Below are 22,439 nucleotides of genomic sequence, written 5' to 3'. Positions count from 1 at the left end.
TCATCCTATGAAAACTGTATTAATAACAGGCTCATCAAGAGGCATTGGTGAGGCCATAGCAAAAAAATTAAATAAATCCTATAATTTGGTTTTAACCTATAATAAAAATAAGGATAAGGCTTTAAATTTATTAGGTGACTTAAGAAAAGAAAATCCAAATGTAATTGCTGTAAAATGTGATGTGAAAAATGAAGAAGATGTGAATAATTTATTTGACCTTGCTGAAAAAAATTTTTCTCATGTAGATATTTTAATTAATAATGCAGGAATTTCATATTTTGGGCTTTTACAAGATATGGATTTTTCTTCTTGGAATGAGATCATAAATACAAATTTATCATCAATATTTCTAACTTCAAAAAGAGCAATTCCAAATATGGTAAGTCAAAAATCTGGAGTAATAATAAATATGTCATCTATTTGGGGAAACTTTGGAGCAAGTTTTGAAGTTGCCTATTCTGCGAGTAAGGGTGGAATTAATTCTTTTACAAAAGCCCTTTCAAAAGAGCTCTTACCATCTAATATTAGGGTAAATGCAATTTCTCCTGGAATTGTAGATACAGATATGACTGAATTTGATTTATCTGATGATGACAAAAGGGATTTAAAAGAAGATTTAATTGAAAAAAGATTTGCAAAATCCGAAGAAATTGCAAATCTTGTTGAGTTTTTAATATCTGAGAAGGGATCTTATATTACAGGATCAATTTTTGATATTAATGGTGGTTTTTATTAACTTGTTCAAATTCTTTAAAATTGTACCAATAAATATATGATTTTGAAACTTTTTTACCAAGGGCTTCTTCTATGGAGTCCTTGTAAATTTCTAATTGTTTATCGTAAAATCCTTCTCTCTTATATGAATCTGTTTTAAAATCCATTAAAATTATATGATCTTCAAATTCAAACATTATATCAATTTGACCATTTACATAAAAATTATCTATTTTTCTTAAAAATGACTCCTCTTTTCTTATAAGAGGCGATTTTTCTTTTATGTCCTTAATTATTTTTGAATTAAAAAATCCCAAAATATTTTCAAAATTTAAGTAGGATATATATTCTTTTTTTATTTTTCCTAAATCAATAAGCTTATCAATTTCTTTTTTCAAGGAATCTAAATCATATTCTTTAAATTCAAGCTCTTGAAAAATTTTATGGATAAGAGTACCTTTTTGTGTTGGTGAAAGACTTATTTGATCAAAATTTGGCCTTCTAAAATCATGGGAAATTTCCACATCATCAAAGCTAGATTTTTCGTAGCCATTATTTGATAAATCATAATTTTTAGCAATTTCTGTTACAGATTTTTTTAAAGATTTATTTGTATTTTCCAAATTTTCATATGAATAAGAAAAAATATCTTTAATATTTTTATAAATTTTCTCATCATAATTTTTTCCATGGAGCATATCTTTTACATCAGTAAAATCAAGTTCTGTATTTGCCTTGAATTCCTCAATATAATCAATTTTTACTGCACCATTTTTAAAATTATCAGTCTTATAATCCAAATCTACAAAGTCAGCCATAATTTTATCCTCTAAGAGGATTTTTAAAATCCAATCCATGTAGGAAGATAAATCGAGTATTGAATCTGAGCTAATAATTTTATCAATGCCTTTTTCATTTAAATCTTTTTGACCTATAATTGATAATTTTCTCTCTGCACGGGTTAGGGCAACATATAGGACTCTCATCTCTTCTTTTTTATCATTTAAATTTAATTTTTCTAAGATTAAATCTCTTTTTATTGATGAAATTTTTATTTTATTATCCCAATCAGAAATATTTATTCCTATACCCAAATCCTTATCCAAAAGCATATCCTTACTCTTACCTCTGGTATTAAATCCTTTTGAAGCCTCTGGCAAAATTACTGCCTTAAATTCCAAGCCCTTTGACTTGTGGATGGTCATAATTCTTACCAAATCTTCTTCATCAGATAAATTTCTTGATGCTTTTAGATTATCTTTATTTTGATTTTTCAAATTATCTATATAAGTTAAAAATCCAAACAAGGAATTTTCATTATTTTTATCATAGTCATCCATAAGTTCTATAAAAGCTTCTATATTTTGAACTCTTTCATATCCCCTATCCCTAGCCTTTAGAAAATCATAGTATCCAGATTTTTCAAAAATAATATTTGCAAAATCATACATATTAGAAAAATTTAAAATATAAGAAAAATCTGCAAAACTTGTATTAAAGTCTGATATTTTTTGACTTAATTCATCATCAAAATTTTCTTCATAAAGGGAAAACTTTTCATAAAAATATTTTTTATCAGAAGAAAGGCTAATTAATGAAAGTTCATCTTCAGAAAAATTAAAAATTTCACTTCTTAAAACAGATAATAAGGTAAAATCATCTTTTGGATTTGCTATATATTTTAAAATATTTATGAAAAAATCAACTTCTACAGTTTCAAAAGAAATTTTTGAAATATCAGATGAAAAAGGTATGCCTGCCTTTTTTAATTCATTTTCTATTAAATATGCCTTTGAAGATGACCTTAATAAAATTGCTATGTCTTTATAGGACATACCTGAATTTATTAAATCATCAATTTCTTTTATTAAATATTCTTCTTCATTAATACTTGAATTTAAAGCCTTAATTGAAACTTTGGGATATTTTTCATCAAATTCAAAGTGATAATTTAGCCTATGATTATCGTCCTTGTAGGAAATGTCAGAATTTTTTTTAGTCATTAGCCTATCAAAAATATAGTTATTAAAATCAATCAAATCCTTGTCAGTCCTAAAATTTTTAGATAAATTTATCCTTACAGAGTCCGAATCTTTTTCATAAGATTCTAATTTTTCCAAAAATAGTTCAGGTCTAGCATTTCTAAAGCCATAAATTGATTGTTTTACATCCCCTACAAAAAATAAATTATTTTTATTTTTTAGCTTATCAACTATATAATTTTGTATATCATTGGAATCTTGGTATTCATCGAAGAAAATATATTTAAATTGTTTTTGTAATTTTTCAATCAAGGATTCATAATCTAATAATTTTATAAATTCATGTTCCATATCAGAAAAATCCAAATAATTTTCTTCTCTTTTTTTGTTCTTATAAATTTTTTCAAATTCAAAAACTAAATTTCTAAGCTCAGCTAAAACCTCTTCTTCTTTTGGATCAAAAAATGCCTTGGTTATGGAATCTGTATTTACAACTATATTTTTTAATTCTGTAAATTGGTCCTTGTAATAGTTTCTTTTTGTTTTTACAAATAAATCTTCATTAGGATCATCTTTTTTCTTATTAAATCTTGTTTTTGCTTTAAGATTATAGTCAAATTTTTCAAGGCTTTCGTCCCAATCATCTTCTATTACAGATTTTTTTAGATTATAAAAATAAGAAAGGTCCTCATCCATCATTTTGATAAATTCTTTACGCATTGACTTTTCTTCTATAAATACTTTCAATTCTTCAGCATTTTTTATTATATCATCTACTTTTTTCTCAATAATTTTTTTAAATTCAGAAAAATCGAATTTATTACTTGTGTGATATTTTATCCAATTTTCAGGATCTACTTGGCTTTTTGAAAAATCATATAAGTCCAATACAATTTCTTTTGCATCCTTATCATCTTTCTCCTTGGCAAAATTATGCAAAAAATCAATAAATTCTTGGTCATTTTTTTCATATTCATTTTCAAAAAGTTCATCTATGGCATCTTTTCTAAGTAGAGCTTGTTTAGAATCAGCAGCAATTTTAAAAGATGGTGAAAGATTATCAGACAAGTAAAAATTTTCTCTAAGCATATCAGCACAAAAAGAGTGGAGAGTTTTTATAAAGGCATCATTTATAGCTTTTATTTGTTTTTTAACAAAAGAACTATCAATTTTTTCATCATCCAAAAGCTCAGATAATTTTTCCCTAATCCTATCTTTCATCTCAACAGAAGCCTTGTTAGTAAAAGTTACAATTATCATATTTTTTATAGGAATTTTTTCCTCAATCATCAAGGATACTACCCTATCTACCAAAACCCTGGTTTTTCCACTACCTGCTGCTGCAGAAACTATTATATTTTTATCTCTAATTTCAATTGCTTTTTTCTGATCATCAGTTGGCTTAAATTTACTCATCTGATAGCTCCTTTTTTATCTTAGCTAAGGAAATATCTTTATTTATATCCCTAAATTTATCTTGATCGATTGTATAATCAAATTTACAAATTGATTTAAATTCACAATTTTTACATTCATAAGTATTTTGATTTTCTCTTAGAGGATTTAATTTTATATTTCCATCTTTAATTTGGCATATATAATTTGAAATTAATTTTTTTATAAATTTTTCCAAAATTTCTTCCTCTTCCGGTGTAAATATATTTACCTTTCCTCTAGATATTTTAAAAATATCAGATTTTTTCCCATCAAAATCCTCATCTAAAAGCTTTAAAACTTCCTCATTAATTTTTATAATAAGGCCATTCATTTTTGTCTTTTTATTATAAATATCAAGAATTGTTTTTTTCGTAACAGGATCATCAATTTTTTGAACCTCATCTTTAAGGGGCAAATAAAAACTTGCTACTGGTGAGAGATTTTCTGATTTTTTTTCTTTAACCGAAAGCATATAGACAAAAAGTTGGAGTTGAATTCCATTAAAAACATATTTAATATTTATTTCAGTACTTCCTGTCTTATAATCAATTATTCTTACAAAATCCTCAAACCTATCTATCCTATCAATTCTTCCTTCTAGATAATTATGATCGTCAACATACACTTCAGGATATTTTTGACCCTTACCATATTTTTCCTCAACTCCATCAATTTGAAATTTTCCCTTTTTTATTTGGTCTAAAACTTTCTTTGTAGATTTTTGTGTAGATCCATAAACATTTGATAAGATAAATTTATTTTTGTTATCATTTGCCCTCATTTTTTCTAAAGAATTTTCAATAGCTTTTTCAAAATTTTCTTTTACTAGACTTTCTAATTTCTTATCATCAAGATTTTTTATATCTATGCCCCTTAAATCTTTTGAAATATTTTCCATATTATAGTGGACAATATTTCCAATTTCCATCATATCTACATCTAAATTTTTATTTTTTTGGGCCCTTAATCCATAATTGATAAAGTATTTGTAAGGACATCTTGCATATGACTCTATTTCTGAAACAGAAAACCTATTTTTATTGTAAAGCTTTTTAGAAATTTCACTATCTAGTGAATCTTTTTGGTTAGAGTAGGTAAATCCTTTTATAAACAAATCATAGGAAGAATTTTTGGAAATATTAAATTCGAAATTTTTTGAAAAATCTTTTTTAAATTGAAGATAAGCTTTTACAAATTCTTTTTCTATCTCGCTTACCTTCTTCTTTTCTTTTATATCCCACAAAATTTGGTAAGCCTTCATATCCAAAAGATCTTTTGAATATTTTACAAGATCAAATTTTCCTGTTGAAATTTTTTGATAACTTATATTTGGAAAAATATTTATAATATCAGAAATGCTTGTAGATTTATTCATAGGATCATTATTTTTATTTATTAGGGAATATGAGAAAATAATTTTTTGAGATGAGGTAAACATTCTTAAAATATTTAAAAGAATCTTATCATTCTTTTTAGCCTTATAAATTTTAAGGTCAAAGCCTTCTTTTTCTAGGGAAGTTTTTTCGTTTTCTGAAATCAGCATATCAGAATTATTATTTTCTGGAAAATAAATATCAGTCATCCCTACAAAAATTTTTATCTTCCTATCATTTATCCTATCTCTTGAAAAATCTCCAATTAAAACTTGGTCAATTGCTGGTGGAATCAAACCAATAGTAGTCGCCTCACATGCCTTTTGAATTAATTTATAAATTTTTCTAAGATTGGCCTTGCTATCTTTCATTATCGATACAATTTGTTCAAGAATTGTTATAAATTTATCCCAAATTTGCTTATTTTCTTCATAAATTTCAATTTTATTTTCTTTTATATATTCTTGATAATGATTAAAACCAGATTTTATCCTTTCATTATCGATAAGATTAAAAATCTTCTTTACAATATCACTTGCACTTATATTTTTATTTGATATTTCATAAAGGTCATTTGTCAAATCTAAAATAATTTTTCGAATTGAATTAACCTTAGCTAATTCTTCTTTTTTTTCTTCTTTGATTTGACCCTTATAAAAATTTTCATCTAGAGTAAAATATTTATCATCAAAAATCATTGACCCCTTAATTTTTCTGGTATTCATATAATTTTGAAAGACCAAAACTCTTTCTAGAGAATTTTCTCCAAAATCTATTAAATCTGACCTAATAAAGGCCTCAAGGTCAGTTTTTCTAAAATTAAAAACTACTAGCCTAATTAAAGAAAGCCAAGTTTTTATAACATGGTTATCAGTCATTTTTTGTGACTTATCTATAAAAATAGGGATATTCATCCTAGAAAAAATTCTTCTAATCAAATTTTCATACTCATCCTCATTTGCTATAACTATAGAAATATCTGAATATAAATATCCTTTTCTAATTAATCTTTCTATCATCAAGGCCATATTTTCAATTTCATTAGTAGATGAAATTGATTCAACAATTTTTATATTAGAAGTCTTATCCCAAAACTTTTCTGGATTATATTTTTCAAAATTTTCATAAAGATGGTTAATATCTAAAATATCAGATTCTTTTTCTACATTTATTATTTGAATTTTATCCAAACTTTTTATACTTTCAACAAATCTCATAGATTGGTCAAAAATTTCCATGTCATTTGAAAAGTGATTTTGGTAATATTTTGAATCAAGAGAAATTGATACAGTAATTTTTGCGCCTATTTTTATAAGCTCTCTTATAAAATCTAATTTTAAATCTGACAAGAGATCAAATTTATCAAAGTAAAAATTTACATTTTTCAAAAAATCACAATATTTAATATTATCCTTGATAATACTAAGTTCATCCTCGCTATCAATATAAGAATTTTCTAATTTTTTTACATAAGAATCATAAATTATTTTTATTTCTTTAAATTTAAGCTTGGTCATGGTATCAAGATTTTCATTATTTTCTATTTGATCAAAAAAATCAATGTCAAAATAATATTCCTTTATATTTGAAATAAAATCTGAAAGACTAGTAACAAAATCTATATCTGATGCCTTATTGGAAAACAATTTTAGTTTATCATCAATCTCATCTAAAACACTTGTTAATAAAATTGCCTTAGATACTTGATTTAAATTTTCATGTTTTTTTAAAGATAATCTTTGAGATATATAGGAAATTAATGATGAAAAAGATAAAACTTTTGCATCCATAACAGACTTATATTTTATAGAATCAATAAAATCCATATCACTTTCCAGGGTATATTGCTCAGGAACTATTAGGAAAGATTTTTCCTTTTTTTCTAATTTTTTTTCTATATCCTTATAAATATAGAGGGAATTTTCCTCAGGAAATTTACTCATTATAACTTTTATCATACAACCACCTTCAAACTTGAGCCTTCCGTTTTTGAATATTTAACTTCAATTTTTGCATCAATTGCATTTTTCAATTCTTTTACGTGAGAAATTAAGCCGATAAATTTATTATCATAGGATAATTTTTCTATGGTCCTAATTGCTTTTTCTAAACAATCATCTGACAAGGACCCAAAACCTTCATCTATAAAAAGTGTATCGATTTTTATTCCACCATTTTCCCCACTTATTTCGTCTGAAAGGCCTAGGGCAAGAGCCAAAGAAGCAATAAAAGTTTCACCACCGGAAAGTGAAGCTTCACTTCTAATTTTTCCAGTATTATAATCCAAAATCTCTATATCCAGACCATTATTTTTTCTCTTATCACTTGTTTCTTTTTTTCTTAACATTTTAAATTGTCCATCACTCATATCCCTTAACCTAAGATTTGCATAGGTTAAAATTTTATTAAAATAATAAGAAAGGACAAAAGTTTCAAAATTGATTTTTTCCCTTCCAGAAACTTTAGACAGGGATCCATCACAAACTTTGGCAAGTTTATATAAGATTTCATCATCATTTTTTGACTTATCCAAAGAAATTTTTATCTTATTGATTTCTTTTTTACTTTCAGATAATTTTTCTACTTTTAACCTTATTGAAAATAAAAAATCATTTGTTTTTTCAATTTTTTCCTTTAAATTTTCTATATCCTCTTTTATTCTATCAGTTTGGTAGTACTCAATATTTTCATATTCCCTTAGACCTTGTATTCTTATAGAAATATTATTTAATTTTTCAAAATATATGTGTATTTTTTCTTTTTGACCTATCAGACTATCTGAAAGATCTAAATATTTTAAAAATTCACCTACATCTTTGAAATTTTCCTTTACTTTTTCATCAAAAATTTGACTTTCTTTTATGATTTTTTCCTTAGAAATTTTTAAATCAGACTCATAGTTTAAAATTAAAGAAGAGGATGATGACCTTTTATTTTCCAAATCTTTAATTTTTTCATTTAAAATTTTTATTCTTTTTTCTTCTTCAATTACATAGAGCCTATCTTTTTCTAAGCTTTTTTCAATTTCATTTTTATCAAAAATATCAAGTTCTTCTTTTTTTACCTTATATTTATTTTGAAGATCACTTATATCATCTAGATTTTTAAACTTACTTAGCTTATTTTTTAATTCTTTTATCTCAGACTCTATTAAATTTGTCTTTTGATCAAGCTTCTTCTTATTTTTATTTTTCTCATCAGACAAGCTGAGGTTTTTTTTGTATAAATTTCTAAGATCTTGATAAGATTTTTTATATTCATTTAAACTTTCTTCATAAACTTTAGGATTTTTTAACTTATTATCAATTGAATTTTTTAAATCAGATTTTTTTTCATCTAAATATTTAAGCTTAATCTTTAAATCCACGAAATCTTGCCTTATTTTTTCTAAATCAAAATCGCCTACTTCTAAAAATTCTATTTTTTTATCATAAATAGACCCACAAATTGGACAAATTCCATTTTTTTCTAAATCTTTTCTAAATTCATTAATTAGGATAGATTTTTTGGACTCTTCTGCTAATTTTAATTTTTCTCCTATATTTTTAAAATCAGACTCTGCTTTTAAAAGTTCTTTTTCTAATTTTTCTAGATCTTTTATTTTCTTATCATTTTCCAAAGATTTTTCAAAAAGACTTTGGTATTCCCTAAGCTCATCTTTTATTTTATGACCTTGGTCATTTATTTTTTCAAGGTCTTTTGAAATATCAAGAAGTTTATCTGATAAGGCTCTTATATTATCACTTGTTTTGTCTTTTTCTTCTAAAAGTCCTTCTATTTTTTCCTTGTATTTTTTAGAAAGTTCTATATTTTGTATATTTTTTTCCAATTCTTTTTCTATAGAAAGAAGTTCATTGAATTTTTTCATTATTTGATCATTTTTTACTATATTCTCTTTTTTTTGATCAATTATTTTTTCTATTTCTTCAATATTTCCTAATTTTCCCCTTAAATCTTTAAGGTTTTTCTCAATAATTTTAAGTTTATCTTTTTCATCATAATATTTTTTCTCTAAATCATTATAATTTTTCTTATTATCACTTAGATTTTCATAATAGGGCTTAATTAGGATAGCCTTTTGTGAAAAATCTAATTCATTTTTTAAATTTTCATAGTAATCTTTTTTACTTAAAATCTCTTTTCTTTCTAAGTTTAAAGTCTCAAATAATCTAATTTGTTCATTTTCTTTTTCATAAAAACTTAGCTTTGAATTTTTATCATCTAAGATTTTTGATAAGGAATTTTTTTCTTTGTTCTTTTCATCAAATTCTTTTTCTAAATCATTAGATAAATCTTCTATAACTTTTTCAATTTTAGAAAAATCCTTTAATTCAATTATTTCATCATCAATATTTTCATCCAATAAGTCATTTTTCTTAACTTCTGTTTTTAATTTATTTGCAATAAATTCTAATTTTTTCTTAGAATCTTTGCTAGCTTCCTTTAATTTTTCTTCAATGTCTTTATAAATATAAGATGAAAAAATTTTAGATAAAAGACTAGCTTTTTCATCAGAGCTTGATTTTAAAAATTTTGAAAACTCACCTTGAGCTAAAATCATGACCCTATTTAACTGGTCGAAATTTAGACCAATCAAATCAATTATCTTCTTATCAGTTTTTTGTGGCCCATCAGATATTAAAATTTCTTTATCTTTTTCATACTTATAAAATTCAACACTATGGCCTACTTGCACATTGGCTCTTGTTTTTTTCGCCCTTTGTTTCGGAATTCTTTTTATCCTATATTTTTTACCATCAAGATCAAAAATAAAATCCACATATGTAGGTGGATTATTTCCATTTAAAAAATCACTTCTTAAATCATCTATAATAAAACCTTCTCTTTGAATCTCACCAAAAAGAGCAAAACTTATAGCATCAAAAATTGAAGTTTTCCCACTGCCTGTATCTCCAGAAATTATAAAAATTTTAGAATCATAAAGTTTTGTAAAATCTATAAAAGTTTTATTTTTATAGGTCATAAAGCCATACATTTCAAGACTTATTGGTTTCATTGAATCACCTTTTTAAAAATTTCCTTGTCTTTTTCACTCATATTCTCATCCATTTTAAACTTATAAAATTTTTGGAAAATTTCCATAGTAGATAAACTTTCAAGATCAATTTCTATATCATCATAACCTTCCAAATCAATGGTGTTTTTATATCTTATAGAGACAGCATGGGGAAATTTGATTTTTAATTTTACCATAGGTGAATCTATAGGATGATCATCTTTCAAAATAAATTCTATAAAGTCATTTGAATTTTTCATTTTTAAAATATTTTCAAAATAATCTTCAATTTGACAAAAATCATTTAAGGGTCTTATCTCTATTTCTTTTATAGATATTTGGTCTTTTAAATCCACCACAGTAACTGATTTTTTTTGCCTTACTTCTGAAAATGAATACTTCATGAAAGTCCCACAATACCTAATTTTTTCATCAATTACAAAATGTTTTCTGTGAAGATGGCCAAGAGCTACATAGTCAAAATTTTTAAATAAATTTGCATCCATAGCATCATTTCCCCCAATTGTTAGAGGCTTTTCTCCCTCAATTTCCTCATCTTCGAATGCTTTTTCATTTGCATAACAATGACTTATTAAAACATTTCTATCATTATAATTAATATCTTTAAGTAGAATCCTATATAAATCTGTAAAATTTTCTATATTTGGATCAATTTCATTTTTTGCCCTGGCTAGGGAAATGTAAGGTATTGGATAAAAATTAACCATTCCAAATTCATCTTCAAATCTTAAAGATTTATCATAAGAATTCCCAAAAATATAATAAGAATTTTTTTCAAAAAAGCTTTTTGAAATTTCAAGTCTTTTTCCTGAATCATGGTTTCCAGAAATTGCTATAATTTTTTTCTTCAAATCAAAAATAATCTTATCAACAAAGTCAAAATATACTTTCATAGACTCGCTATTTGGAATAGAGGTATCAAAAATATCTCCAGCAATAATTACTATATCAATATTTTCATTTTTTATAATTTCTAAAATTTGGCTTAGACAATATTTTTGATCTTCAAGAAGTGAATATGATCCTATATTTTTTCCTATGTGGAGGTCTGATAAGTGCAATAATTTCATCAAGACTTCCTCACAAAAACAAATTCATCTTTAGTTGAATTATATGGGTCATAAATATAATCACAGAGGCTTATTTTTTTAATTTCTTCCGGGTCTTTTATTTTATTGTTTATCAAATATTTAAGCATCCTTCCTCGCATTTGTTTGGTATAGGAAACAATTGACCTTATTTTTCCATTCCTATCTTCCTTGAATGTTAAGGTTAATAATTTTTGATCTTTTTTTAAATATTTTTTTAATAGTTTTGCATATTCTTCACTTGCCAAATTTATAATAAAATCTTCATCCTCAAAGGCTTTTTCATAAATTTTATTAGCCCAAAATCCAGGCATATCAATTCCTTTTGAATCCATATATAACCTATAATCAGATATACCTGTAAAAGGCTTACAAAGACCATAAAGGGCAGAAATTATATAAACATGGTCATTTAAATAAGCCAAATCATTAAAATCTTCCTTTTTAAATTGTTTAAAAACAAGCCCATCATAGGAAAATAATGCAGGATTTTTTAAATTATTAAAATCAAAATCTTTGTAATCATAATAGGCCTTAATTGCTAAATCATCATTACAAAAAAACATATTTGCCAAATCATTTATAGAAAAACTTCTAAATTTTTCTACCAATTCTTTTGTTTCTTCTTCAAATAAAAGTCCTTCTGTTTTTTCATTTTCAAAATGTTTAAACCTTTTTGCAGGTGAAATTATTATTTTCATATCAAACCTTTCTATTTTTAATTCTTAATTAATTATATCATAGAAAATTTTCACAAAAAAAAGACAGGCGAACCTATCTTTTTAAAATTTTTTGAATTATTAATGAAATTATCATCCCAATAACAGCAATAACTACTATAGCGCCACCTGGTTTTATTCCCAAATAAAAACTTGCGCTAATTCCTGCCATCATATAAATTATTGCTATAATAATGGATTTTATAAAAGTTTCTCTATAAGATTTTGAAATTAAAAGGGAACTTGCCACAGGTAGGACCATAAGAGATGAAATCATCAAAGCCCCAACAGTTTTTGTAGAAATTCCAATTGTAACAGCTGTCAAAAATGTAAAAATATTTGAAACTAATTTTGAATTAATCCCTGCCAAATTTGCCATTAATGGAGAAATTGAATTATATAGGAGAGGATAGTAAAGATAAAGGCTAAAAAATAAGACAAAAATAAAAATCACACTTACTACAATAAGGTCAGTTTTTGTAACACTAGTAATCGAACCAAATAAAAATGATTCAAAACTTGTTCCACCAGGGGTAAAATCTGACATAATAGCAGCTAGTCCAATTCCTAGACTCATTATTATAGCCGTAGCCATATCTCCAAAATTTTTGAATTTCTTCCTAATTATTTCTATAGCAAAACCTGCAATAATACAAATTATTATTGATGAAAAAACAGGATTTATTCCTATAATAAGTCCAAGAGCCACCCCAGAAAGGGCTGTGTGTGATAGGGCATCTCCTATCATAGATGTTCTCCTATTTACCATAACAATTCCAATCATAGGAATTATTATAGAAAGCATAAGCCCTACCAAAAGAGCCCTTTGCATAAATTCATAACTAAGCATCTACTATCCTTCCATTTTTAATTCTAATCTGACTTTTTGAAAATTCTCTTACAATATCCATCTCATGAGAAATCATTAAAATTGAAATTTTATGTTCATCATTTAAGTGGGCTAGAAGTTTAAGAAAGTCTCTTTTCGAATTTTCATCAACACCAACGGTAGGCTCATCTAAAATAAGAAGATCAGGATCATTAACCATTGCCCTTGCAATCATAACCTTTTGAGCTTGACCTCCTGAAAGTTGATTAAAGGGAATATTTAAAAGATTTTCTATATTTAATATTTCAAAAATCTCATAAACTTTTTTATAACATTTTTTTGTTGGCCTATTAAAAATATTAAATTTTTTATACAAATTTAAAACGACAAATTCCCTTCCTGTAACCGGAAAGGCAACCTTGTTTGCATCATTAACTTGGGGTACATATCCAATTTTAGAATAATCATCAAAATCTTCAATGTCTTTTCCAAATAATTTTATTTGACCTGATTTTTTCTTCAAATCTTTTAAAATTAATTTAATAAGGGTAGACTTTCCAGAGCCATTTTCACCCTGGATTGTCAAAAAATCTCCCCTATCTAAATCAAAACTTATATTTTTTAATATATCATCCTTGCCGTAAGAAAAGACTAAATCTTTAACTTCTATATCCTTCATCTATTTTAAACTACTTTCCATTAATCCTAAGTTTTCTTTTATCATTTCTTGATAAGTTTTATTAGCTTTCAAATCATCATCACTTGCATATTCTATAGTATTTATAGCCTTTGCGTCAAGTGATAATTCATTTGCTAAGGTCTTAACATTTTTATCAGAACCACCTTTTTCATAGAAAAGTGCTGAGATCTTTTCTTTTTTAACATAGTCAATAGAATCTTTCATTGTTTTTGCATCAGTTTCACTTGTTGAAGTTATTGAAGTAAGTGGAATTTGACTTAAACCATAATCACGAGCAAGATATGAAAATGCTTCATGATCTACTAAGAATTTTTTATTTTCTTTATTTTTTAATTTTTCTCCATAAGTTTTATCAATTTCTTCAAGTTCTTTTTTAATTTTTTCAAAATTTCCCATATAATAATCTTTATTTTCTGGGTCTATTTCTGAAAGTTTGTCAGCAATATTTTTTGCTTGAATAATTCCATTTTTTGGACTTAACCAAATGTGTGGATCATACATACCATGGTGGTGATGGTGGTGATGTCCTTCTTCTTCATCTTCGTGATCATGATCGTGGTGATCAGCATCTTCGTGATCGTGGTGGTCAGAATCTTCACTATCTTCCATGCTTTCATGGTCATGGTCGTCTTTGTCTTCGTCGTGGTCGTGATGATTACTATCTTTATCTTCTTGTGAGCCTTCATGATCATGGTGGTCACTATCTTCGTGGTCATGATCTTCTTCATCTTCAGTTTTTATTAAATCAATTCCTTTAGATGTATCAACCATTTCTACTTTTGAGGCATCTTCAACCTTATCTTTCCAAGATTCAAGACCTGCACCATTTAAAAATAAAACTTTAGCATCAGATAATTTTGCCATATCTTTTGCTGATGGTTCAAAATCATGAACTTCTGTATTTAAATTTGTAAAAGATTCTACATTAAATTTATCTCCAGCTATTTGTTTAGTTAGATTATAAATTGGATAAAAAGAAGCATATATAGTTTCTTTTGTAGATTTTTCACTTTGATTTGTTTCATTTGAACTGTTTGAATCATTTGAGTTACTTGTTTGGTTATTTTTTGCACATCCTGTTACAAAAAGACCCAAAACTAAAGCTATCGCTAAAAATTTCTTTTTCATTTTTTCCTCCTTATTGCGAATCATTTGCAAGAAGTATTATATAACTGTTTTATTTTTTGTCAATATGATATTATAAATAAAGAGGTGATTTTTTTGAAAGCAGCTGATTTATTAAGAAGTAAAAATATTAGAGTAACAGAAAAAAGAAGAATTATTTTAGAAAAAATAATAGAAAATAAAGATCCCATTTCTGCAGAGGAAATTTTAGAAAAATTAAAAGATGATAAGATAAACCTAGATCTTTCTACAATTTATAGAAATTTAAATACCTTAGAAGAAGTTGATCTTCTTTTAAAAAATACAAACCTTGATGGTATTTCTTATTTTCAATTAAATACAAATGACCACAAACATTTTATAACTTGCATGTCTTGTAATAAAAAATTTATTTTAGAAAATTGCCCGATTCATGAAGTTGAAGAAAAAATTGAAAAAGAAACAGGATTTGTTATTAAGAGACACAGTTTTGAATTTACAGGAATTTGTCCTGACTGCCAAAAAAAATATAAAAAAAGTTGATAAAGGATTCCTTTATCAACTTTTTATTTTAAACTCTTCTATTAAATTTTTCTTTATCAAATGAACCTACAGAATTTGCAACTATCATTGTTCCAGATGCATCTCCTGTTGTATTTATTGCAGTTCTTGCCATATCTAAAATTCTATCTATTCCCATTATCATAGCAATTCCTTCTACTGGAAGGCCTACTGATGATAAAACCATTGATAAGGTTACAAGACCAACTGAAGGAATTCCTGCTGTTCCGACCGAAGCTATTGTTGCTGTTAAGATTACAGTTATATAATCGTTTAAAGTTAAATTTATTCCATAAGCATTTGATATAAATACTACAGCGACTCCTTGCATTATTGCTGTTCCGTCCATATTTATTGTAGCTCCTAAAGGAATTGTAAATGAAGAAATTTTCTTATCAACTCCAATTTCTTCTAAGGTTTGAATATTTAATGGAACTGTTGCATTTGATGATGCTGTTGAAAATGCAAAAGTCATAACCGGGAAATATTTTTTCAAAAATGAAAATGGATTTACCCTTACAAAAAGTGTTAACAATAGCATATAAACTATTAAAAGTTGGAAGGCAAGTCCCAATACAACCGAAAGCATATAAGAAAGCATTGATAAAATTACATCATAACCTAAACTAGAAAATGTCCTTGCTATTAAGAAAAATACACCAATTGGGGCAAGTTTCATAACAGCCATGGTCATACTCATCATTAAATCATTCATTTCTGTAATTATATTTCCTAAAGTTTCTAGCCTATCTTCCATTGATGCAATTAAAAGTCCAACTATAACTGCAAAAATTATTATTTGTAACATATCTCCCTTTGCCAAGGCCTCGATTGGGTTTGTTGGAATCATGTTTAATAAGGTATCTTTCATCGAAGTTTTTTCTCCTGTATCCATATTAAATTCATTTGATCCCAATTTCATATTCATTCCCTTACCTGGATTGATAATAGAAGCTATAGATAATGCAACTATTATTGCAAGAGAAGTTGTTAACAAATAAAAAGCTACTATTCGAACTCCAACTTTTCCTAAAGTTTTTGTATCTCCCATATTTCTACAACCATCTGCGATTGAAAAAAATACAAGTGGAACTACAAGCATTTGCATAGCCCTTATAAACATTTGTCCTAGTATATAAAAAATTCCATCAATAACAATATCATCTTTTATATGACTTTGTGGTATAAAATAATGCATTACAATCCCAAGAGCCATTCCCAAAATTAAGGCTATAAATATTTTGGATGTTAATCCTCTTTTTCTTTGAGATTTAGCAGTCATAACCATACTCCCTTCTCAGATAATCTTTTAGCGCATCTTCCCAAGTTGAAAAAGTGTTTTTTCCCAAAAGATCTAAATAATAATTATCTATTCCCCTAAATGCTGGTTCAAAATCTATCCTATCAGAATCTCTTACTTCTTCTATTTTTGCATCTAGTTTTGTTAAGTCTACAATTTTTTGTGCAAAGGCTCTAAAAGAACAGGTTCCTTCACAGGATGCATGATAAACACCATAGGCATTTGTATCCATAATAGAAATCAAAAATTTTGAAAGTTCATAAGCTGAAGTTGGTGACCCATATCTTGATTTTGGTACTTTTATAAGTCCATTTTTACCTTGGTCTATAATTGATTCAACCAAATTATTTTCCTTAGAATAAAGCCTTGATACCCTTACAATAAAATATCTATCAGCAAAATCTTTTACAAATTCTTCTGCCAAAAATTTACTTTTGCCATAAACAGAGTTTGGATTTGCCTTATCAATTTCCTTGTATGGATGGATAGTTTGACCATCAAAAACATCTGCTGTAGATAATTGAACAAGTTTTGCCCTCACTCTATTAGAGGCTATGGCAATATTTTTTGATCCTAAAGCATTTAATAAATATGCCTTATCAGGATCATTTTCACATTTTAGCCTATCAGTAATTCCTGAGCAATTTATAATTATTTTTGGCCTATTCCTATCTACAAATAAATTTACTTCTTCTTGATTTGTAATATCAACTTCTTCCTTATCTGTAGCTATTATTTCAGCTTCCAAAGGATCTAAATATCTTACAAGAGTCGATCCAAGTCTACCATGGGCTCCTGTAATCCAAATTGTGTTAATTCTCATAAATTTTCCTTTCTATAATGTTAAAAAAAATAATAATATGTATTATTATAACATATTGCAAATTATTTTTCATTTTTATTTACACAATATCTAGCTTTCATACGAAATAAATAAAAAAAGCTAGTAAAACTAGCTAATTTAATCCTATATCTTTTCTATAATACTTATTTTCATATTTTATTTTTTCACAATCTTTGTAGGCAATTTTTCTTGCAGTTTCTAAATCTTTTGCGCAAGCATTAATGGTTAAAACTCTTCCTCCATCTGTCAAAATTTTTCCATCCTTTATCTTTGTACCATTGTGAAAAATTAGAGAATCTTTTACCTGATCAAATCCCTTTATTTCTTTTTCTTTTTCATATTTTAGAGGATAGCCTTCTGAAACTAAAATTACACAAAGAGAAAAGTCATCTGACCATTTTATATCATCTTTTTTTAATGTATTATCAAGAGTTTTTTCGATTATTTCTACAAGATCACTTTCAAGTCTTGGCATGAGAGTTTCTGTTTCTGGATCTCCAAATCTTACATTGAATTCTAAGACCTTAGGCAAGTCCTTATCTATCATAAATCCAATAAATAAAATTCCATTATAGGAAAATTTCGAATCATTAAATCCATCTTCTATTTGTTTTAAAATCTTTTCTATATTTTCCTCTGTTTTTTTAGAAAATTTACTTGGGGAGTATGTTCCAACGCCACCTGTATTTGGTCCCTTATTTCCATCATAAATTTGCTTGTGATCTTTACAAGTCTCTAGTGGGAATAGTTTGTTATTTGATACTAAACATAAAAGTGAGGCTTCTTCTCCCTTTAAAAATTCTTCTATTACTACTGTTTTTCCCTCATCACCAAATATTTTTTTTACAAAAATGTCATCTAGAGTTTCAAGGGCCTTTTTTTCATCTTCACAAATTATAACCCCTTTTCCAAGGCAAAGTCCATCTGCCTTTATTACTAAAGGATAGGAAAATTCTTTTAGAGAATTTTTAGCCTTGTCAAAATCTTCAAAAGACTTGTATTTTGCTGTTGGGATTTCATATTTTTCTAGGAAATTTTTGGTGAATTTTTTTGATTTTTCAAATTTCGCACATTCTTTATTTGGTCCAAAAATTCTAAGATTATTTTTTTCAAATTCATCTACAATTCCCATACACAAAGGATCTTCTGGTCCCACTATGGTAAGGTCAATTTTTTCTTTTTTAGAAAAATCTACTAAAGACTTTATATCTGTAGGATCAATGTCTATGTTTTTACAAAAACTATTAGTTCCTGCATTTCCCCTTGACATAAATATTTGATCAACTTTTTTTGATTTTGATATCTTCCATGCCAAAGCGTGTTCTCTTCCACCATTTCCAATTATTAAAACTTTCATCAAAGACTCCTATTTTTTACGAAAACCTTATTATCTTTTATGTAAAACAAATCATCACAAAAATCTCTTACAGATTTTTTTAAAATTTCATGTTCTTTTTCCAATACATTTTTTGCAATTTCATCGATTGTGTCATCTTGGTCAATTTTTACAATCTCTTGATAAATTATAGGACCAGCATCAGCATCTTTTGTTACAAAGTGAGTAGTTGCTCCTGTAAATTTTACACCTTTTTCAAAAACTTTTTCATGAACCCTTCTTCCATAAAATCCCATCCCACAAAATGAAGGTATGAGGGATGGGTGGATATTAATAATCTTTGATTCATATTGGTCAATTATTGATTGAGGTAAAATTTTTAGATATCCTGCAAGAACTACAAGGTCAATATTTTCTTTTTTTAATGTATTAATTAGTAAATTATTGTCTGTACAAACCATAGTTTTTATAGAGGATTTTTTGGCTCTTTCAAGTCCGTATGCATCATGTTTATTAGAAATCACTATGGAAATTTGACCATTTATTTCTTTTTTCTCACAAGAGTTAATTATGGCTTGGAGGTTAGTTCCAGATCCTGATATTAATATGGCAATATTTTTAAAATTTGAGGTCGAGTTTTTCATCATTTTCTACAACTTCTCCAAGGTCTAAAAGTTCATTTTCATCAATAATTGTTCTTACATCTTCTTCGTATTTTTTATCAACAGCAAATACTAGGCCAACGCCCATGTTGAAAGTTTCATACATATCTTTTTTGTTAAGATTTCCCCACTTTTGTAAAAGTGAAAATATTTTTGGAGCTTCTACATTTGTAAGGTCAATTTTTGCACAAAGTCCATCAGGAATCATTCTTGGTATGTTTTCATAAAATCCTCCACCAGTTATATGGCTTAGGCCATTTATTTCAATTTTATCAAGTAAGGCTAAAATTTCTTTCACATAAATTTTTGTAGGCTTTAAAAGTTCTTCACCAAGACTTGTTTCCAGTCCTTCAATTTTTTGATCTAAGGATAATTTTTCCTTTTCAAAGACAATTTTTCTTACAAGAGAATATCCATTTGAATGGATTCCTGAAGATTTTAGGCCAAAAATATAGTCTCCTTTTTTTATTTTTTCACCAGTAATTATTTTATCCCTATCAACTATTCCTACACAAAATCCTGCAAGATCGTAGTCATTTTCCTTATAAAGTCCTGGCATTTCTGCAGTTTCTCCACCAATTAAAGAAGATTTTGCTTGAAGACATCCGTCAGCAACGCCTTTGACAATTTTTTCCATTTTTTCAGGAATAAGTTTACCACAGGCAATGTAGTCGAGGAAAAATAAGGGTCTTGCTCCTTGGCACAAAATATCATTTACACACATTGCAACACAATCAATTCCAATTGTATCGTGCTTATCCATCATTTGTGCAAGCATTACTTTTGTTCCAACCCCATCTGTTCCTGAAACTAAAACTGGATTTTTAACATCTAAATTTTCAAGGCTAAATAATCCTGAAAATCCTCCAATTTTACTTAAAACATTTTTTGATTGAGTTTTTTCTACAATACTTTTAATTAATTCAACTTCTTTTTGGCCATTTTCTACATCAACGCCAGCATCTTTATAATTTATTGACATTTTATTTCCTTTCTAAAGGGTTAAACCCATCAAAACAATTTTCATAATATGTTTTGTTTCCACAAGCTTCTCTTAATCCTTCTAGGGAAATAAATCCCAAAGAATCTGCTCCAATAATCTTTCTTACTTCTTCTACACTTCTGTTATAACTTATCAAATGTTCCTTATCGGCAACATCAAAGGTATAATTCTCCTCTTTTATAACTTGAGGGGAGGCAATTCTAATATGAACTTCTTTAGCTCCCGATTCTCTTAAAATTTCTATTACTCTTTTTACAGTATTTCCCCTTACAATAGAATCATCTACTAAAACAACTCTCTTTCCTTCTAAAAGATGTTTGATAGGATTTAGCTTTATCCTAATTCCTTTTTGTCTAGTAGAATCTGTTGGAAGAATAAAAGTCCTATTTATATACCTATTTCTAACTATTGCCCTTTCGTATTTTATATTTGATGCACGAGAAAATCCTACTGCAGAAATGAGTCCACTATCTGGACTGCCTACAACAATATCAGCATCTACCGGATGTTCCTTATATAAAATTTCTCCCATCCTTATCCTTGCATCATAAACACTAACTCCGTTTATGTATGAATCTGGTCTTGCTGTGTAAACAAAATCAAAAATACATGGAGAATTTGAAATTTCTTTTGAAAAATATGATTTTTCTCCATCATCATCTACAATATAAATTTCTCCAGGCTTAAGTTCATGGCAAATTTGTCCACCTATTGATTCAATTGCACATGATTCGCTTGCAACTATATAATTATCATCATTTTTTCCTACACAAAGATTTTTGATTCCATAATGGTCTCTAACAGCAATCATCCTTTTACCACTAACAATTAAAAGAGCATATACACCATTTAACTTGTTAACATATTCAATAATTTCGTCTTCATTTTTAGAATTTAAATTATTGACAATTCCTTCTGGGGAATTTTTATCAAAAAATTTACCATCAATTGCTATTAAATTTTTGTGGTCAGAATTTTTCGGATAAAACATCCAAGGCATTGGTAAAAGTGACCTATCATCCTCAGCAAACATATATTTTGCATGAGCTAGTCCAACATTTCCTGCAAGAGTTGATATATTATCAAGTCCAATATTATTAGCAATTTCACCCTTGCCTCTTATTTCTGATAATCTTTCATGAGAAAGAAGAGAAATTCCCATAGCCTCCTGTCCCCTATGTTGGATAGCATAGAGGGCAGAATAAAGGTCTGGGAAAATATTTTTATATTTCTTTTTTGAAAATATTCCTACAATTCCACTCATTATTTATTTGCCTTATATTCATATTCAGAATTATCTATAGTTTCTTTCATCTTAACTCTCATATCCTTTAATTTTTCTCTTAGTAAATCATATTTTACTGAAAGAATTTCAGCAGCTAAGATTGCAGCATTTTCACCACCACCAATTGCAACTGTAGCAACAGGAACTCCACTTGGCATTTCAACTGTAGAAAGTAGGGCCTCAATTCCTCCAAGATGAGATGATTTTGCAGGAATTCCAATTACAGGTCTTGTTGTTAAAGCAGCTATTACTCCTGATAGATGAGCTGCCTTTCCAGCAATTCCTATATAAACTTCACTTTCATCTTCGCTTTCTTTTACATATTTTTCTAAACTTTTCAAAGCTCTGTGGGCAGAAATTACCTTAACTTCATAATCAATACCAAATTCCATTAATTTAGAAACAACCTTATCAGCAATTGGGCTATCAGACAGTGATCCCATAATTATAGAAACTTTCATGTA

General features: G+C 27.1%; 17 protein-coding genes. 2 read left to right on the top strand and 15 right to left on the bottom strand.

Features of this window, described 5'->3' with window-relative positions; all coding sequences use genetic code 11:
* Positions 1–7: 7 nt before the first annotated feature.
* The gene (gene ymfI / locus CJ192_RS00540) at positions 8–736 is read left to right on the top strand and encodes an elongation factor P 5-aminopentanone reductase (RefSeq protein WP_102197706.1); all 729 of its coding nucleotides are present in this window, start codon (positions 8–10) and stop codon (positions 734–736) included.
* Here the strand turns inward: ymfI and CJ192_RS00530 are convergent.
* From CJ192_RS00530 to CJ192_RS00495, 8 genes are all read right to left on the bottom strand, one after another.
* Entirely contained in the window at positions 717–4,112 is a 3,396-nt protein-coding gene (locus CJ192_RS00530; RefSeq protein ID WP_146001763.1) for a UvrD-helicase domain-containing protein, read from the bottom strand. The genes ymfI and CJ192_RS00530 overlap by 20 nt on opposite strands.
* A complete protein-coding gene (locus CJ192_RS00525; protein ID WP_102197359.1) occupies positions 4,105–7,464 on the bottom strand; it encodes a PD-(D/E)XK nuclease family protein in 3,360 nt (1,119 codons plus the stop codon). Before CJ192_RS00525 ends, CJ192_RS00530 begins: the two co-directional genes overlap by 8 nt.
* Positions 7,461–10,523: an AAA family ATPase gene (locus CJ192_RS00520; RefSeq protein ID WP_102197358.1), complete on the bottom strand. Its 3,063-nt coding sequence runs from the start codon at positions 10,521–10,523 to the stop codon at positions 7,461–7,463. Before CJ192_RS00520 ends, CJ192_RS00525 begins: the two co-directional genes overlap by 4 nt.
* Complete coding sequence (locus tag CJ192_RS00515) at positions 10,520–11,614, bottom strand: exonuclease SbcCD subunit D (RefSeq protein ID WP_102197357.1); 1,095 nt, start codon at positions 11,612–11,614, stop codon at positions 10,520–10,522. The genes CJ192_RS00520 and CJ192_RS00515 overlap by 4 nt, the downstream gene beginning before the upstream one ends.
* A complete protein-coding gene (locus CJ192_RS00510; RefSeq protein ID WP_102197356.1) occupies positions 11,614–12,333 on the bottom strand; it encodes a YaaA family protein in 720 nt (239 codons plus the stop codon). Before CJ192_RS00510 ends, CJ192_RS00515 begins: the two co-directional genes overlap by 1 nt.
* A 73-nt stretch (positions 12,334–12,406) precedes the next feature.
* Positions 12,407–13,201 (bottom strand): metal ABC transporter permease, encoded by a 795-nt coding sequence (locus CJ192_RS00505; RefSeq protein ID WP_102197355.1) that lies wholly within the window; start codon positions 13,199–13,201, stop codon positions 12,407–12,409.
* The gene (locus CJ192_RS00500) at positions 13,194–13,859 is read right to left on the bottom strand and encodes a metal ABC transporter ATP-binding protein (protein WP_102197354.1); all 666 of its coding nucleotides are present in this window, start codon (positions 13,857–13,859) and stop codon (positions 13,194–13,196) included. The genes CJ192_RS00505 and CJ192_RS00500 overlap by 8 nt, the downstream gene beginning before the upstream one ends.
* A complete protein-coding gene (locus CJ192_RS00495) occupies positions 13,860–15,008 on the bottom strand; it encodes a metal ABC transporter substrate-binding protein (protein ID WP_102197353.1) in 1,149 nt (382 codons plus the stop codon).
* A gap of 93 nt (positions 15,009–15,101) precedes the next feature.
* Between CJ192_RS00495 and CJ192_RS00490 the strand changes: the two genes are divergently transcribed.
* Positions 15,102–15,527, top strand: coding sequence for a Fur family transcriptional regulator (locus CJ192_RS00490; protein WP_102197352.1), 426 nt, complete (start codon positions 15,102–15,104; stop codon positions 15,525–15,527).
* Positions 15,528–15,555: 28 nt separating this feature from the next.
* Here the strand turns inward: CJ192_RS00490 and CJ192_RS00485 are convergent, their stop codons facing one another.
* The 7 genes from CJ192_RS00485 to purE form a co-directional block, all read right to left on the bottom strand.
* The gene (locus CJ192_RS00485) at positions 15,556–16,827 is read right to left on the bottom strand and encodes a dicarboxylate/amino acid:cation symporter (protein WP_102197705.1); all 1,272 of its coding nucleotides are present in this window, start codon (positions 16,825–16,827) and stop codon (positions 15,556–15,558) included.
* Positions 16,817–17,668, bottom strand: a complete 852-nt coding sequence (locus tag CJ192_RS00480; RefSeq protein WP_102197351.1) for an SDR family oxidoreductase — start codon at positions 17,666–17,668, stop codon at positions 16,817–16,819. Before CJ192_RS00480 ends, CJ192_RS00485 begins: the two co-directional genes overlap by 11 nt.
* A 133-nt stretch (positions 17,669–17,801) precedes the next feature.
* Entirely contained in the window at positions 17,802–19,046 is a 1,245-nt protein-coding gene (gene purD / locus CJ192_RS00475) for a phosphoribosylamine--glycine ligase (protein ID WP_102197350.1), read from the bottom strand.
* On the bottom strand, positions 19,046–19,672 hold the full coding sequence (gene purN / locus CJ192_RS00470) for a phosphoribosylglycinamide formyltransferase (RefSeq protein WP_102197349.1): 627 nt from the start codon (positions 19,670–19,672) through the stop codon (positions 19,046–19,048). The genes purD and purN overlap by 1 nt, the downstream gene beginning before the upstream one ends.
* Entirely contained in the window at positions 19,644–20,669 is a 1,026-nt protein-coding gene (purM, locus tag CJ192_RS00465; RefSeq protein WP_102197348.1) for a phosphoribosylformylglycinamidine cyclo-ligase, read from the bottom strand. Before purM ends, purN begins: the two co-directional genes overlap by 29 nt.
* Before the next feature lies 1 nt (position 20,670).
* Entirely contained in the window at positions 20,671–21,954 is a 1,284-nt protein-coding gene (locus CJ192_RS00460; RefSeq protein ID WP_102197347.1) for an amidophosphoribosyltransferase, read from the bottom strand.
* Complete coding sequence (purE, locus tag CJ192_RS00455) at positions 21,954–22,436, bottom strand: 5-(carboxyamino)imidazole ribonucleotide mutase (protein WP_004814645.1); 483 nt, start codon at positions 22,434–22,436, stop codon at positions 21,954–21,956. Before purE ends, CJ192_RS00460 begins: the two co-directional genes overlap by 1 nt.
* Positions 22,437–22,439 lie beyond the last annotated feature (3 nt).

Origin of the sequence: Anaerococcus hydrogenalis (genome assembly GCF_002871895.1) — a bacterium.
GTDB lineage: Bacteria > Bacillota > Clostridia > Tissierellales > Peptoniphilaceae > Anaerococcus > Anaerococcus hydrogenalis.
This window is presented reverse-complemented; position numbering and strand designations above follow the sequence as displayed.

What these genes read in the sequence shown, in the direction of transcription:
- ymfI (WP_102197706.1), top strand. Translation starts at nt 8, where the DNA reads ATGAAAACTGTATTAATAACAGGCTCATCAAGAGGCATTGGTGAGGCC.
- CJ192_RS00530 (WP_146001763.1), bottom strand. Translation starts at nt 4,112, where the DNA reads ATGAGTAAATTTAAGCCAACTGATGATCAGAAAAAAGCAATTGAAATT.
- CJ192_RS00525 (WP_102197359.1), bottom strand. Translation starts at nt 7,464, where the DNA reads ATGATAAAAGTTATAATGAGTAAATTTCCTGAGGAAAATTCCCTCTAT.
- CJ192_RS00520 (WP_102197358.1), bottom strand. Translation starts at nt 10,523, where the DNA reads ATGAAACCAATAAGTCTTGAAATGTATGGCTTTATGACCTATAAAAAT.
- CJ192_RS00515 (WP_102197357.1), bottom strand. Translation starts at nt 11,614, where the DNA reads ATGAAATTATTGCACTTATCAGACCTCCACATAGGAAAAAATATAGGA.
- CJ192_RS00510 (WP_102197356.1), bottom strand. Translation starts at nt 12,333, where the DNA reads ATGAAAATAATAATTTCACCTGCAAAAAGGTTTAAACATTTTGAAAAT.
- CJ192_RS00505 (WP_102197355.1), bottom strand. Translation starts at nt 13,201, where the DNA reads ATGCTTAGTTATGAATTTATGCAAAGGGCTCTTTTGGTAGGGCTTATG.
- CJ192_RS00500 (WP_102197354.1), bottom strand. Translation starts at nt 13,859, where the DNA reads ATGAAGGATATAGAAGTTAAAGATTTAGTCTTTTCTTACGGCAAGGAT.
- CJ192_RS00495 (WP_102197353.1), bottom strand. Translation starts at nt 15,008, where the DNA reads ATGAAAAAGAAATTTTTAGCGATAGCTTTAGTTTTGGGTCTTTTTGTA.
- CJ192_RS00485 (WP_102197705.1), bottom strand. Translation starts at nt 16,827, where the DNA reads ATGACTGCTAAATCTCAAAGAAAAAGAGGATTAACATCCAAAATATTT.
- CJ192_RS00480 (WP_102197351.1), bottom strand. Translation starts at nt 17,668, where the DNA reads ATGAGAATTAACACAATTTGGATTACAGGAGCCCATGGTAGACTTGGA.
- purD (WP_102197350.1), bottom strand. Translation starts at nt 19,046, where the DNA reads ATGAAAGTTTTAATAATTGGAAATGGTGGAAGAGAACACGCTTTGGCA.
- purN (WP_102197349.1), bottom strand. Translation starts at nt 19,672, where the DNA reads ATGATGAAAAACTCGACCTCAAATTTTAAAAATATTGCCATATTAATA.
- purM (WP_102197348.1), bottom strand. Translation starts at nt 20,669, where the DNA reads ATGTCAATAAATTATAAAGATGCTGGCGTTGATGTAGAAAATGGCCAA.
- CJ192_RS00460 (WP_102197347.1), bottom strand. Translation starts at nt 21,954, where the DNA reads ATGAGTGGAATTGTAGGAATATTTTCAAAAAAGAAATATAAAAATATT.
- purE (WP_004814645.1), bottom strand. Translation starts at nt 22,436, where the DNA reads ATGAAAGTTTCTATAATTATGGGATCACTGTCTGATAGCCCAATTGCT.